14 protein-coding genes and 1 pseudogene are annotated in these 14,553 nt (G+C 34.2%); 8 read left to right on the forward strand and 7 right to left on the reverse strand.

Annotation, left to right across the window (positions count from 1 at the left end):
- Window positions 1-85: 85 nt before the first annotated feature.
- Window positions 86-529, reverse strand: a complete 444-nt coding sequence (locus FLACHUCJ7_RS07315; protein ID WP_078227960.1) for a nucleoside deaminase — start codon at window positions 527-529, stop codon at window positions 86-88.
- 61 nt (window positions 530-590) lie between these two features.
- Here FLACHUCJ7_RS07315 and FLACHUCJ7_RS07320 point away from each other — a divergent pair, with 61 nt between their 5' ends.
- The 5 genes from FLACHUCJ7_RS07320 to FLACHUCJ7_RS07340 are packed head-to-tail and all read left to right on the forward strand — an operon-like array spanning window position 591 to window position 5,812.
- Window positions 591-1,460, forward strand: a complete 870-nt coding sequence (locus FLACHUCJ7_RS07320) for an energy transducer TonB (RefSeq protein ID WP_180908438.1) — start codon at window positions 591-593, stop codon at window positions 1,458-1,460.
- A complete protein-coding gene (locus FLACHUCJ7_RS07325) occupies window positions 1,460-2,275 on the forward strand; it encodes an energy transducer TonB (RefSeq protein ID WP_078227175.1) in 816 nt (271 codons plus the stop codon). Before FLACHUCJ7_RS07320 ends, FLACHUCJ7_RS07325 begins: the two co-directional genes overlap by 1 nt.
- Window positions 2,276-2,277: 2 nt before the next feature.
- Entirely contained in the window at window positions 2,278-2,925 is a 648-nt protein-coding gene (locus tag FLACHUCJ7_RS07330; protein WP_180908439.1) for a hypothetical protein, read from the forward strand.
- Between the two features lie 54 nt (window positions 2,926-2,979).
- Window positions 2,980-4,770, forward strand: a complete 1,791-nt coding sequence (locus tag FLACHUCJ7_RS07335) for a 1-deoxy-D-xylulose-5-phosphate synthase (RefSeq protein WP_180908440.1) — start codon at window positions 2,980-2,982, stop codon at window positions 4,768-4,770.
- Between the two features lie 40 nt (window positions 4,771-4,810).
- Window positions 4,811-5,812 carry a DUF3078 domain-containing protein gene (locus FLACHUCJ7_RS07340; RefSeq protein WP_180908441.1) on the forward strand — a complete coding sequence of 334 codons (1,002 nt, stop codon included), beginning with the start codon at window positions 4,811-4,813 and terminating at the stop codon, window positions 5,810-5,812.
- Here FLACHUCJ7_RS07340 and FLACHUCJ7_RS07345 read toward each other — a convergent pair whose 3' ends face one another.
- The 3 genes from FLACHUCJ7_RS07345 to FLACHUCJ7_RS07355 all read right to left on the reverse strand — a co-directional run bounded on the left by FLACHUCJ7_RS07345 (window position 5,813) and on the right by FLACHUCJ7_RS07355 (window position 8,218).
- Window positions 5,813-7,156, reverse strand: a complete 1,344-nt coding sequence (locus FLACHUCJ7_RS07345) for a deoxyguanosinetriphosphate triphosphohydrolase (protein ID WP_078227171.1) — start codon at window positions 7,154-7,156, stop codon at window positions 5,813-5,815.
- Between the two features lie 69 nt (window positions 7,157-7,225).
- A complete protein-coding gene (locus FLACHUCJ7_RS07350) occupies window positions 7,226-7,702 on the reverse strand; it encodes an RDD family protein (protein WP_180908442.1) in 477 nt (158 codons plus the stop codon).
- Window positions 7,703-7,756: 54 nt separating this feature from the next.
- The gene (locus tag FLACHUCJ7_RS07355) at window positions 7,757-8,218 is read right to left on the reverse strand and encodes an Lrp/AsnC family transcriptional regulator (protein ID WP_031454329.1); all 462 of its coding nucleotides are present in this window, start codon (window positions 8,216-8,218) and stop codon (window positions 7,757-7,759) included.
- Between the two features lie 157 nt (window positions 8,219-8,375).
- On the opposite strand from FLACHUCJ7_RS07355, the gene metE reads away from it, so the two are divergent.
- The 3 genes and pseudogenes from metE (at window position 8,376) to FLACHUCJ7_RS07370 (ending at window position 12,345) form a co-directional block, all read left to right on the forward strand.
- Window positions 8,376-10,694 carry a 5-methyltetrahydropteroyltriglutamate--homocysteine S-methyltransferase gene (gene metE / locus FLACHUCJ7_RS07360; protein WP_180908443.1) on the forward strand — a complete coding sequence of 773 codons (2,319 nt, stop codon included), beginning with the start codon at window positions 8,376-8,378 and terminating at the stop codon, window positions 10,692-10,694.
- A gap of 235 nt (window positions 10,695-10,929) precedes the next feature.
- Window positions 10,930-11,073, forward strand: a pseudogene (locus tag FLACHUCJ7_RS07365) (Txe/YoeB family addiction module toxin); the annotation flags it as partial.
- A 339-nt stretch (window positions 11,074-11,412) separates the two neighbouring features.
- The gene (locus FLACHUCJ7_RS07370; RefSeq protein ID WP_180908444.1) at window positions 11,413-12,345 is read left to right on the forward strand and encodes an IS110 family RNA-guided transposase; all 933 of its coding nucleotides are present in this window, start codon (window positions 11,413-11,415) and stop codon (window positions 12,343-12,345) included.
- Between the two features lie 276 nt (window positions 12,346-12,621).
- Here FLACHUCJ7_RS07370 and FLACHUCJ7_RS25535 read toward each other — a convergent pair whose 3' ends face one another.
- From FLACHUCJ7_RS25535 to FLACHUCJ7_RS25580, 3 genes are all read right to left on the reverse strand, one after another.
- Window positions 12,622-12,750, reverse strand: coding sequence for a hypothetical protein (locus FLACHUCJ7_RS25535; protein WP_262891020.1), 129 nt, complete (start codon window positions 12,748-12,750; stop codon window positions 12,622-12,624).
- 37 nt (window positions 12,751-12,787) lie between these two features.
- Window positions 12,788-13,375 (reverse strand): hypothetical protein, encoded by a 588-nt coding sequence (locus tag FLACHUCJ7_RS07375; RefSeq protein ID WP_180908445.1) that lies wholly within the window; start codon window positions 13,373-13,375, stop codon window positions 12,788-12,790.
- Between the two features lie 4 nt (window positions 13,376-13,379).
- Window positions 13,380-14,553 (reverse strand): RHS repeat domain-containing protein (locus FLACHUCJ7_RS25580; protein ID WP_180908446.1); only part of this gene is annotated, 1,174 nt, incomplete at its 5' end.

Here is a 14,553-nt window from a genome sequence, read left to right on the forward strand (position 1 = left end):
TAGTAAATGTAAAATAATTTTCGAAACTTTTTAAGAGGAATTTTCTTTAAGCTAAAATAATTTAATTGAAGTAAAAAAGAGAGATTTATTTACGTCTTTCAATAAAAAAACGTTTCATTAAATCGGCAGCTTCATTGGCCATAATTCCAGAAACGACAGTAGTTTTGGGATGCAGTTTTGTTCCCATAACCATAAAACCACGTTGTTCGTCACGGGCACCAAAAACAATTTTTGAAATCTGACTCCAGTACAAAGCTCCGGCGCACATTTGGCAAGGTTCAAGAGTCACATATAAAGTACAATCTTTTAAATATTTTCCACCCAAAAAATTCGCTGCTGCCGTTATGGATTGCATTTCGGCGTGGGCTGTAACATCATTTAGCAATTCTGTTAAATTATGACTGCTTGCAATTACTTTATTAGCCACAACAATGACAGCTCCAACAGGAATTTCACCTTTTGCGTAAGCCATTTCAGCTTCCTGCAAAGCTTTTTTCATAAAATATTCGTCGGTGAAAGGATTTATCATAACTGCAAAAATAGAAATTTTCCACTTTATTTTTATTACTTTTAAATCCTGAAATTCAAGCATGGAAAGAAATTACAAAATCACCATACCGGAACCCTGTCACGAAAAATGGGATAAGATGACACCAAAAGATAATGGACGTTTCTGCATGAGCTGTTCTAAAACAGTCGTTGATTTTACTGCCATGCTTCCGAATGAAATTCAGCATTTCTTTATTCAAAATCGAAATGGAAGTATTTGCGGCAGATTTAAAAAGTCACAATTGGATGCTATTACAATCCAAATTCCGGATCGTATTTTATATTCTCAAACGCATTATCATAAAATGTTTTTACTGGCTTTGTTTATTACTATGGGAACAACTTTATTTAGTTGTTCGGATAAAGAAGGAAACAAAAGTAGAATTGATAAGATTGAAGTTGTTGAGGATGACAAATCAAAACAAAACAAGAGTGAGAAAGTATTACATAAAAACAGTGATTTTATTGAAGTCTCCACTTCACCAAAAAATGCTCCTGTAAAATTTGTAAAACCGATAACTACAGATTGTGTAGAAACAACTTACGATAACAACAAATCATCATCAAAAACAATTACGCAAGATTCTATTGTAGAAGAAGATCTTTACATCACCGGAGCTGCAATTGAAACAACTCCATATTATCCGGGTGGGATCAACAGTTTTTATCAGTTTTTAGTAACCGAATTTAAACTCCCTGAAGACAATGAAAAGCCAGAAGCCAGAATTATGGTTTCGTTCGTAATAGAAAAAGATGGTTCCTTGTCATCATTTGAATTCCCAAAAAAAGTTGATCCAAAAATAGAAGCAGAAGTAAAACGTGTTTTAAAACTGGCTCCAAAATGGCAATCAGGAGAACAAAATGGTAAAAAAACCCGAACTAAATATAGCTTACCAATATCGTTTCAATAATGGAAGAAAAACATAAAATAACCATTCCACAACCCTGCCACGAAAACTGGGATAAGATGACACGAAAAGATAATGGACGTTTCTGCATGAGCTGTTCTAAAACAGTCGTTGATTTTACTGTCATGCTTCCGAATGAAATTCAGCATTTCTTTATTCAAAATCGAAATGGAAGTATTTGTGGCAGATTTAGAAAGTCACAATTGGATGCTATTAGCATCCAAATTCCAGATCGCGTATTATATTCTCAAACGCATTATCGTAAAATATTTTTACTGGCTTTGTTTATTACTATGGGAACAACTTTATTTAGTTGTTCGGATAAAGATGGGAACAAAAATAGAATTGATAAGATTGAAATTATTGACAATACAGAACAAAATCAGGATGAAGAAATTGCCTCATCATGTTATGGACATGAGATAGAATCTAAAAAACCTAAAAAAATAAAACGCAACAACGCAATCACAATGATGGGACTAATAATCCCTCCTAATGTTAGTGAGACAGGAAATTTTAAATATCATATTATATATAGTCAACCTGATTTGGATGTTTTACCTGTTCCTGAAAATGGGATGAAAAAATTCTATAAATTTTTCAATAAAAATTATACTGCACCAACTAAAGGTAAAATTGATGTCTTATTTGTGATAGAAGAAGATGGTAGTCTGAGTAATTTTAACATCGTCAAAAATACGCCAATAGAAATAGGAGAAGAAGCTATCCGAATCTTAAAAATGGGACCCAAATGGATTCCCGGAAAACGAAAAAATCAAAGTGTACGATCATCTTACACATTATCAATTTCACTTTAAATATGCAAAAATATTACACTAAACTGTTTTTACTGACTTTGTTTTTTATTATTGGAACAACTTTATTTAGCTGTACCGATACAGGCAACAAAAAACAAAATAACGAAATTGAAGTTGTTGATGCAGAAAAAGATGAAATCAACAAATCAGAACAGATTCCTGATTCCTCTCATCTCTCAAAAGAAGATAAACCGGAACATCCTGAAAAAAATATTGAACTCAATAATGAAGAAGTTATTTCATCGCCCAAAAAGGCAAATCAGGTAAAATCTGTAAAACCGAAAGAAAATATTACCAATCCTGAAAAAAACAAAAAAAACAGTACTTCAAAAAAGGAAGCCTTAACTAATCCGGAAGTTCCTCTTAATAAAAATGCAGAATTCCCGGGCGGGATTGATCAATTCCATAGTTTTTTTATGAAAGAATATAAAAAACCGGAAGGCGTAAGTTATTGGAAACTCAATTTCACACTTGCATTTGCAGTAGAAAAAAATGGTACTGTATCGTTTCTTGAATGTTCTCCTGCGGTTGAAGAACCTCTTGAAAAAGAAATCATCAGGGTTTTGAATTTATGCCCTAAATGGCAACCTGGCGAATTTAAAGGAAAAAAAATCAGGATGCAGTATTCTGTTCCTATTTTATTGAAATAAGACTCTGTCAAAAAAATTAAATTTAAAACCGTAAATTTGCTTTTTATCTCAATAATGAAAAGCAATTTACTTTCCAACATATACAATCCTGCCGATTTACGTCTTTTAAAAGAGGAGCAGCTGGTCCAGGTTGCCCATGAACTGCGTCAATTTATTATTGATGTTGTCTCTGTAAAAGAAGGACATTTGGGAGCAAGTCTGGGAGTTGTAGAACTTACAATTGCTCTGCATTATGTCTTTAATACTCCCGAAGATTTATTGGTTTGGGATGTTGGACATCAGGCTTATGGACATAAAATCCTGACCGAAAGACGAGAAAATTTTCATACTAACAGACAGCTTGGAGGCGTTTCCGGATTCCCAAAAAGAGAGGAAAGTGTTTATGACGCTTTTGGTGTTGGGCATTCATCAACATCAATATCTGCAGCACTCGGAATGGCGATTGCTTCTAAATTAAAAGGAGATTTCAGCAAAGAACATATTGCTGTAATTGGCGATGCTTCAATTGCAAGCGGAATGGCATTTGAAGGGTTAAACCATGCCGGAGTTACTGACGCTAATATTCTAGTCATTTTAAACGACAACGCTATCGGAATTGATCCGAGTGTGGGAGCTTTAAAAAAATATCTGACTGCAGTTAAAAACGGAAAAAATCCAAAACAGAATAACATCATCAAATCTTTAAATTTTGATTATTCAGGTCCAATTGACGGACACGATCTTCCAACTTTAATCAAAGAATTAAATCGTTTAAAAAAGATAAAAGGACCAAAGTTTCTACATATCGTTACCACAAAAGGAAAGGGTCTGCAGCAAGCAGAAGAAAATCAGGTAAAATATCATGCTCCGGGAAAATTTGATGCTTCGACCGGAGAAATTCATTTAAAATCAGAAGAAAATTTACCTCCAAAATATCAGGATGTCTTTGGTTTAACCCTTTTAGATTTAGCTAAAAAGAACGAAAAAATCATCGGAATCACACCTGCTATGCCATCAGGAAGTTCCTTGAAATTTATGATGGATGAACTGCCCGATCGTGCCTTTGACGTTGGAATTGCAGAACAGCATGCCGTTACATTGGCGGCCGGAATGGCGACCCAGGGCATGATTGTGTACTGCAATATTTATTCGACTTTTTTACAGCGTGCCTACGATCAGGTTATTCATGATGTTGCCTTGCAAAATTTACCGGTTATTTTTTGCCTGGACAGGGCCGGTTTGGTGGGTGAAGACGGAGCAACACATCATGGTATCTTTGATATTGCCTATTTAAGAACTGTTCCAAATATGATTATTTATGCTCCAATCAACGAAATTGCGCTTCAGAATATTTTATATACAGTTCAGTCTGTCCCTTTAGACCATCCAATTGCTATTCGTTATCCGAGAGGCCGTGGCGTTTTACCAAAATGGGAAGCAGAAAACTTCAAAAATTATCAAAATATTCCTTTGGGCAAAGCAAGTTGTTTAAAATCCGGAACAAAAACAGCTGTTTTATCTACAGGAGCTATCGGAAATAATGTAATTGCTGCCATAAATGAATTAGGTAATCCAGAAACTATCGCTCATTACGATTTCCCTTTTATAAAACCTTTAGACAATGATTTATTAGACAAAATCTTAATTTCTTTCGACCAAATAATCACTATTGAAGACGGGGCAAAAATTGGTGGTTTTGGAAGTGCGGTTTTAGAATATGCATCAGCAAATAATTTTACAAAAAAAATAGAAAATTTAGGGATTCCGGACATTTTTATTGAACATGGCACAGTAATTGAGCAACAACATTTTTGCAAAATTGACGTTAAAAGTTTAGTAAATCTTTTTTCCAACATTGAAAAATAAGTATTTTGCAGCGCCAAAAAAAAATCAAAAGCTTACCCTAATGAAATTATTCCGATCGACCCTTTTATTATTGTTTTTTTTATTTACTACCAACAATTTTGCTCAGAGTATCATCCGAACTACATTGGATCCTGGCCAGGTGCCGCCACCACCTTCTAATTGGAGCAAAAAAAACAAACTTGGTTTTGACATTTCAGAAATTGCATTCGTTAACTGGAGTGCCGGGGGAACAAGTTCAATTTCTGGATTATTTAAAGGAGAATTTACAAGAACATATAACAAAAAAAATCATAAATGGTTTAATGAACTTATTGTAAAATACGGTATGAATAAGCAAGATGGTACCGAATTGCGAAAAACAGACGATGCTATCCTATTTAACTCTACTTACGGATTTAGAAAAGATACGCTTTCAAATTGGTATTACTCGGCTAAATTCAATTTCAATACTCAATTTACGAACGGATATAATTACCCAAACAGAGATATTGCCATCTCCAAACCTTTTGCACCGGCTTATATCTTTTTGGGAGCTGGAGCTGAAAACTCAAACAAACAAAAAAACAGAACATTTTATTTCTCTCCCATTACTTTAAAAACCACTTTGGTATTAGATCAATATTTAGCAAATCAGGGAGCTTTTGGTGTTAAAAAAGCAGTTTATGCTCCTGATCCGCTTGATCCAGATAACAAGTTTTTAATTGAAGAAGGACAAAAAGTAAAAGCCGAGTTTGGTATTTTATTTACAGGATACATGAAAAATGAAATATATAAAAACATTTTTTATGAAAACAGATTAAGTTTATATACCGATTACCTAAACCGATTTGGAAACGTAGATGTCGATTACGATACCCGTCTGGACCTTGTAGTTAATGCTTATGTAAAAGCAAATATTGGCGTTCATATCATTTATGACGATGATATTAAAACAAAAAAAGAAGTTGTTGATCCAGTTTCCGGTTCAAAATCACAGGTAGATGACGGACCAAGAGCCCAGCTAAGACAGGTTCTGGGTGTTGGTCTTGTATATGCTTTTTAATTAGTTTTTACGCCCGTTAATTGTTTTAAATAATTCCAAAGCATTTCCATCTGTCAAAAGAGAAACAAAATGACAAATATGAAGTAAACGCTCATATAAATTACCTTTTTCTAAATGATGCTTTTCCGGCAGCATTTTCAAAATCAGCTTATCGTAGTTTGAAGCAGTTCCTTCATATTTGTTATTAAAAGCAGTTATAAATTTATCCAGCAAAGTCTGAATGATTTGATAGCCTACAATCTCTTTCTCGATAACTTCACGGCTTTGATAGATTTTATCAACACTCAATTTGATAATATCATTCATCTGTGCTTTGTATTTGCTTTTATCTGTTAAGGCAAAAGGAAAATTCCCGGCCAGAATTGCTTCTTCATTTTCAATAAAAACATCTACAGCATCATTAATCAAAGCGCCAATAGCCAAAGCTCGCAGATAACTGATTCGATCTTCTTTGGTTTCTAATAATTTATATTTAGTAACACCAATGTTATCTTTTACCAGTTTAATCAAATATTCTAAAGCATAATCTTCAGAAACTAAACCCAGATTTATTCCGTCTTCAAAATCGATAATCGTGTAGCAGATATCATCTGCAGCTTCAACCAGATATGCCAAAGGATGTCTTTCAAAACCAATGTCTTCTTCTTCCTTATTGGCGATCATCCCCATATCTTCAGCAACTTCCTGAAAGAATAATTTATCTGACTGAAAGAAACCATATTTTTTATCTGCTATATTGCTGGTTGGTTTTTTTGGCAGACTTTCTTTAGGATATTTCATAAAAGCGCCTAAAGTTGCATACGAAATTCTAAGTCCGCCCTCAATTCCCGGACGGCTTGCCGTAAGTACTGAAAACCCATTGGCATTTCCTTCAAAATCAATAAGATCCTGCCACTGTTTAGCCGTTAATTTATCCTTGTATTTTAATCCGTTTCCGATAGAAAAGTATTCTCCAATCGCTTTTTCACCAGAATGTCCAAAAGGAGGATTCCCTATATCATGTGCCAACGAAGCAGCAGCTACAATAGCTCCGAAATCGTTCATATGATAACCGTGAACTTCTTTTAGATAAGGATATTTTTCGATTATTTTTTTCCCAACCAGGCGTCCCAACGAACGCCCTACAACCGAAACCTCTAAACTATGGGTTAATCTGGTATGTACAAAATCTGTTTTAGAAAGCGGAATCACCTGAGTCTTATCCTGCAAAGATCGAAATGCAGCCGAAAATATGATTCGGTCATAATCAACTTCAAAACCTAATCGTGTGTCATCTTGTTCTACACGTAATCTTTTGGTAGTATCGCCTTGGCGTTTTAGTGATAAAAGTTGTTCCCAGTTCATTATGATATTAGATTGTCGATTAACGATTTTAGATTTTAGGATTTAGAAGAACCAAAAATACATTTTATTTTAGGCCTTTTCTAAAGCTATTAATTCAAGATGTTCTTTTATTTGTTCCTCAAATTTAGATTTTACAACAACAAGAGTTCCGGAATTTTTATCATGCAGACCCAAAGCACGTCCTCTTAAAAAACTCAATGCTTCAAAAGGAAAAATACGCAATAAAGTTCGTGTCAGGATGTTCATAACATCTGGTTTAGAACCATCCTCCATGACAACAATTGTTTTCGTAAAATATTTGGCAGGAGACCGGGAAAGAAATGTTTCTGTCATTCCGTAATACACAAAACTAATAAGACTCCAAAACATATAACGCTCAATCATATCTAATGAATCTATTTGTTTTGCAATCTGCGAAAGATTTAGACAAGTTATGATCAATCTAACGATAATAAGCTTTATTACACCATCTATAATAAAGTTTAAAAATCGCTTTTGTTTTGATGCTAATAAATAATTTGAGATTTCAAAACTCTCCTTCTTCATTTTCTCTCTGATTTAAAAACCAAAAATACATTTTATTTTACGATTTTATAATGATTAAAACTCAAGTGCCGTACTATGTTTAATTTCTCCCATCACAAAAATACTATTCGTATTTCCTATGTTTTCAATAGTTGACAATTTATTCATCACAAAATCCTGATAACTAGCCATATCCTTTACTAATATTTTCAGCATAAAATCATAATCTCCGGCGATATTATAACATTCTATAATTTCCGGAAGTGCAACAATATCTTTCACAAAATTGCTTCCTACATTTTTTGCATGCTCTTTCAGGCGAACGTTGCAGAAAACTGTCATCCCCCGGTTCATTTTTTTCTTATCCAGTAAAGCCACATATTTCGTGATATAACCATCACGTTCTAACCTTTTTATTCGTTCATAAACTGGTGTTACTGTCAAAAATAATTTACTGGCGAGATCTTTTGTGTTAATATTTGAGTTCTCCTGAAGGTGTTTCAGAATAAGCAAATCTGTTTTATCCAGGTTTTCCATAGTTTTTTTTACGGCTAAAAGTTCATTTTAAAGAAACCAACAGTAATTTAAACTGTAAAAAGCAATTTTAAAAGTCTATTTTACTGAAATATACTACAAATATAAGTTATAAAATCTAATACAATAAATTTGTACAGTAAAAAAAGCTGAAATAGAAATGAAAACAAATAACTTAGGTTACCCTCGAATTGGAAGTAAAAGAGAACTGAAAAAAGCCTCTGAATTGTATTGGGCAGAAAAAATTTCGGCTGACGAACTGATGGATGCCGGAAAAGAAATCCGTCTTAAAAACTGGAAATTACAATCGGATGCAGGAGTTGATCTGATTCCGTCTAATGATTTTTCTTTTTACGATCAGGTCCTGGATTTAACTTTGACAGTTGGCGCCATTCCGGAACGTTACTATGAATTCGCCAAATCAAATTCATCACTTGATTTGTATTTTGCAATGGCGAGAGGAGCGCAAAAAGAAGGACAGGATGTTGTGGCGATGGAAATGACAAAATGGTTCGATACCAATTACCATTATATCGTTCCTGAATTTACAAAAAACCAAAAATTCGAATTGTTTTCAGAAAAAATAAGCAATGAATTCAAAGAAGCAAATGCTATCGGAATTAAAACAAAACCTGTTTTAATCGGGCCTGTTTCTTATTTGTTATTAGGAAAAGAAAAAGAAGAAGGTTTTAACCGAATTGATCTTCTGGATAATTTACTTCCGGTTTATTTTGAAATCCTGGAGAAATTACAATCAGAAAATGCTGAATATATTCAATTCGACGAGCCTTTTTTAGCTTTAAATTTAACGGATAAAGACAGAAATGCTTTCACAAAAACGTATAACGAAATCAACAAACGTTTTCCAAAACTTAAAGTTATTTTAGCGAATTATTTCGACTGTTTCGGAGAGAATTTAGAAACGGCTTTAGCTTTGCCTGTTGATACTTTCCATTTGGATTTAGTTCGTTGTCCATCTCAGTTAGATGATATTTTAGAATCCGGAAAACTGGCTTCAAACGTAAACTTGTCTTTGGGAGTTGTTGACGGAAGAAATATCTGGAAAAATGATTTCACAAAATCGTTAGAATTAATCCAAAAAGCAACGGCTGTATTGGGAGAAAACAGGATTTTAGTTGCTCCATCCTGCTCTTTAATTCACAGTCCTTGCGATTTGGACTTAGAAACAAACAATCAGACATTAACTCCGGAAATCAAGCAATGGCTGGCTTTCGCAAAGCAAAAAATCAACGAAATTGTATTATTGAAACAATTCGCTTCAAAAGAAACAGATGTTAAGTTTTCAGCTGATTACGAAAGAAATGTTGTGGCAAACGAAAACCGTAAAATTTCAAAATTAATTCATAATAATGAAGTAAAAGCCCGTGTTGCCGGAATCACAGCCTCTGATGACAAACGCAAAAGTACTTTTGAAACAAGAAGAAAAAGCCAGATTGAAGCTTTAAACCTGCCTTTATTTCCAACCACTACCATTGGTTCTTTCCCTCAGACCGCTGAAGTGAGAAGCTGGAGAGCAAAATTCAAAAAAGGAGAATTAACAACCCAACAATACAACGATTTAATCGAAAAAGAAACTGAAGCTACCATTCGTTTTCAGGAAGAAACCGGCATTGATGTTTTAGTGCACGGAGAATTCGAACGCAATGATATGGTGGAATATTTCGGAGAGCAATTAGCCGGATTTACGTTTACCAAAAACGGCTGGGTACAAAGTTACGGAAGCCGCTGTGTAAAACCTCCCGTCATTTACGGAGACGTCTCAAGACCAAATCCAATGACTGTAAAATGGTCACAATACGCACAATCCCTGACTCCAAAATGGGTAAAAGGAATGTTGACCGGGCCGGTAACAATTTTGCAATGGTCATTTGTGCGTAACGATCAGCCTCGTTCTGAAACCTGCACACAGATTGCTTTAGCGATTCGTGATGAAGTTGTAGACTTGGAAAAAGCCGGAATCAAAATCATTCAAATTGACGAACCTGCCATTCGCGAAGGTTTGCCTTTACGAAAAGAAGAATGGGCAACCTATTTAGACTGGGCTGTAAAAGCATTTAGAATTTCTGCTTCCGGTGTAAATGATGATACGCAAATTCACACACACATGTGTTACAGCGAATTTAACGACATCATTCAAAACATTGCCGATATGGATGCAGACGTAATTACCATCGAATGCTCACGTTCTCAAATGGAACTTTTAGATGCTTTCGCCAACTTTAAATATCCAAACGAAATTGGACCGGGAGTTTATGATATTCACTCGCCACGCGTTCCTTCAAGTACCGAAATGGTTCGTTTACTTGAAAAAGCTTCAGCAGTTATTCCTGTAGATCAGTTATGGGTAAATCCTGATTGCGGTCTTAAAACACGCCACTGGGATGAAACCAAAAAAGCACTGATCGAAATGGTTGCTGCCGCTCAGAAAATGAGAGCAGCCGTAGAAACAGCAGTTTAATTAATATTTTTTTTAGATAATTCTTGTTTTTAGTGCCAACTGGTGAAGTCGGACTCTTGTAGTTATGATTCGTTTCGTCTTCACTTTGTTGGCTTTTTTTTGAAGCAGAATGTTACATTTTTATAATACCTGCCCGTTATCCACAGCAAAAGTATAATGATTATGATGGACGCTGATAAGCAATCATTGAAGTAATCCTGAATATCCGTTACAATCTGCTCATGCAGAACACCCTTTTACAGGAACCGGCAAATCTGAACAACTAAAACACCAACTCTCCGGACTTTGGTCCAGAAGAATAAACAAAGAACACAGAATCGTATATGAAGTAACCAGTGACACGGTTATTATTCACTCCGTATATGGTCATTATTTATAAAAGACAAAACCTCGCAAATTACGAGGTTTTTGTTGTTTTGACTTGTTTTGCTTGCCCAACTTTATGAGCACGAGCCTGAGGCATCGCGCTAGCCTTTGAACTTATCTCTGCTCGGACCAGCCTTTAGATTTGTGAAATAAAACATTCGTAAATTTAAATTAACAACCAAACTGACAAAGTACACCATTCGCGCCGCAAAGTTTTTAGACTTATCCCCCGATTAGGACTTTGTCAGTTTATATTGAATAAGCATCAAATAGTAATTCAGGTTTTAAGACCTAATATCAAGGTTATGAGTGTATTCAATAATTTGGTTGCTAATCCTTAAAAACTTTTCTTATGAACAAATTTAAACATTTTGTTGGCATTGATGTGTCGAAAGAATACTTTGATGCAGTGGTTATTTTAGAAGGGGCTAAAGAAAAATCTATTCATAACCAGTTTGCAAATGATTACAAAGGAATCAAGTTACTTTGTAAATGGCTTAAGGAACACGGTTCAACCAGTGAGAATACGCTTGTTTGTCTGGAACATACTGGAATGTATGGCAAGTTAATTATCAAATATTTAATTGGATTTAATTTCTCACTTTGGGTTGAAATGTCTTTAAAAATTATTCGTAGTATTGGCGTTCAACGAGGTAAGAATGACAAAGTAGATGCTGAAAGAATCGCTTATTATGCAAAGAAAAATCAACAAGAAGCAGTCATCTTCAAAATGCCAAGAAAAGAAGCCGATAAGATTAGAAATTTATTGTCATTGCGTGAAAAATTGGTTACCACAAAAGCATCATTATCACGCAACGCTAAGGAATTAAAATCTTTTGATTTAGAAGTGGCTAAACTTTCTGAAAAACTTCAAAAAAACACCATTAAAGGAATTACTTTAGATTTAAAAAATATTGAAAACCAATTAAATGAAATTATAGTTCAGGATGAAAATCTTACTCGTATTTATGAACTGGTAACTTCTGTAATAGGAATTGGGAAAGTAACCGCCTTGTTTTTAATTTGTTTTACAAACGAGTTTTCGATGTATTCAAATCCACGCCAATTGGCTTGCTATGCTGGAGTTGTACCTTTTGAACACACTTCTGGAAAAAGTGTTCGTTTAAAACCCAAAGTACATTATATGGCAAACAAAAAACTAAAAAAACAATTACACATGTGCGCCTTATCAGCAATTACAAGCGATCCAGAATTAAAGCACTATTATAAAAGAAAAGTAGAAGAAGGAAAAAACAAAATGTATGAAAGAAGAGAGATAGCTTAAAGTTCGTCTAATTTATAATTGTTCTTTTGAAAGGAAAGAGATTAATATTCTCTTCCCCTTCGCAAGACTTATTGCTTTTCGTTAGCAAAATTTATTGAAAAATTCGCAAAAAAAAAGATTTAAATTTTATAGTTTTTTATTTGCTTAAATCATAGTAATCGGGAGCGGGGATTATAAAGCAAAAAAAGCTTATTCATAAAAAAACAAAAACCACTTCGTAATGAAGTGGTTTCTTTGTTTTAACCGCGTTGCAAACGCTACGTTTTGTCTTTTAATTTAAGTAGGTACTCCATAATAAGTGTCGCCATAATTATAGACAAAGCGGTTTTTCTTCAGCAAAAAACCTAAAGTCAACACAAGAGCAATAACCAAAGCTAACGAAATTATAGTACTATATTTTTTCATAAATTTACGTCATCAAAAAAGAAGGTATAAAAGTTTATTAATCCCAATTAACCCTTTCCCAGATTTCTCCTTTAAAAGTTACATATTTTATGATTCCGTATTGTTTATCCCAATATAATGTTTCAGGGTCATCATCTTTACCGCCATGGAATTTTGGTCTTTTATAAACTAATTCATAAACATTATTGAAATTCTTCTGTGATAGTGTCAGAGTCACCAAATCTATAGTTTCTGTATAGCTATTGACATAGAAGCTTGACCTAAGGTAGGAACAAGCATATTTATACTCCTTATTACTATTTGGGTAGTGATTACTAAACATATTGCTCGAATTCTCATAATAAGTAGGGTTTTTAAAAATATTATTTGTATATCTCAAATCCATAATTTCTTGATTAACACTTCTAAACCAGTCTCTATCAGTATAAATTCTTTTTGAAATTATAATGCTTGTATCTTTTTTTTGAGTTGATAAACTTTGAAATACCAAACTGTCTTTTACTTTGTATACATTATACCATTCCAATTCTTCTTTAGTATATTTTATTTTTTTTATAAATAATGAACAAGAATTTAAAGTAAACATAGTTAATAAAATTATAAAGGAAATTATATAGTTTCTCATGATGTTAATTGTTAAGGAAGTCGTTGATTTGTTTTAAAATGTTATTCCAAGATTCTGCGTCATGACCACCTTTATTGCCTTTATGCTCTGGTCTAATCATAAGAAAGTCAGAACCTTTTATTTCTTTTAATTCTGACGAACCATTAAATAATTCCATTAAATGCCCTAGTACGCCAGCTCTTGAAGAAACCCTATCTGTCTTAGTTGAAAATTGTGCTCCAAAAACTCCATCAGGATGAGAAAATCCACCAGGTTGGTGTGGAGATAAATAAATACCTGCTTCTAATCTATCTGCATATTGGCTATCCAATAATTGTGTTAACATACCCGCAGCATGAGCTGCTCCTTGACTGTGACCAACAATTTTTATTGTCTCTTCATTTGTCAATTCTATCGTTCCATTTTGCAATTGTGCAATTAACTCGTTACCTGCTTTCCTTCCCATTTCAAAACGTTCAGAAGCCTGTGATCTGAAGTGATGACTGCCATTTACATATACATTATTGTAGTCATTAAACATATCGTTGATTTCGCCTCTCGTTGTGTATCCGTTTTCATTTGGAACATCCCAATAATTTATTGGTTTCCCATTAAATCGTAATCCATCTTGTTGTATTTGAGTCCCCCAACTTTCAGGTCTATAACTTTTAAAAGGATTAAGTTTCATTCCTAATGCTTGAGAAAACAACAAACCATTAACATAAACAATTAATCTACCATCAGGGTCAATGGCATTTACAGGATTGTTAGAAACGTAATTATACGGACTTAGTGTTTCGTATTTCTCTGCTAATGGATCCATTGACAGCCAACGTCCTAATGCAGGGTCATATCTTCTTGCTCCGTAGTCATAAACATTAAGCCCCATCTCGTCTTGAAGCTCTTTTCCGTTGTACTTATACTTATTCTCTACCCCAATTTTCACAGTATTGTATCCTTCCTGTTTGAGTCCAAAAGCATAGTAATTGCTTTCCTCCTTGATGGCAAGGGTCTTGTCATAGCTCAAACGCACATTACCCAAGTGATCTTTGTACTGGAATATATATTTATAAGAACTTGCTTCAGGTTCAACGTAGCCCTCGGCGGTCGGGAAGAATTTCAGTGCGCTGTTCTCATACTGATACCCTGCCAAATAATCGGTGGTGGTTACGGTAGCGCCCTGTGTGACCACTTTTTGT

This window comes from Flavobacterium salmonis (genome assembly GCF_903819435.1).
Lineage (GTDB): Bacteria > Bacteroidota > Bacteroidia > Flavobacteriales > Flavobacteriaceae > Flavobacterium > Flavobacterium chungangense.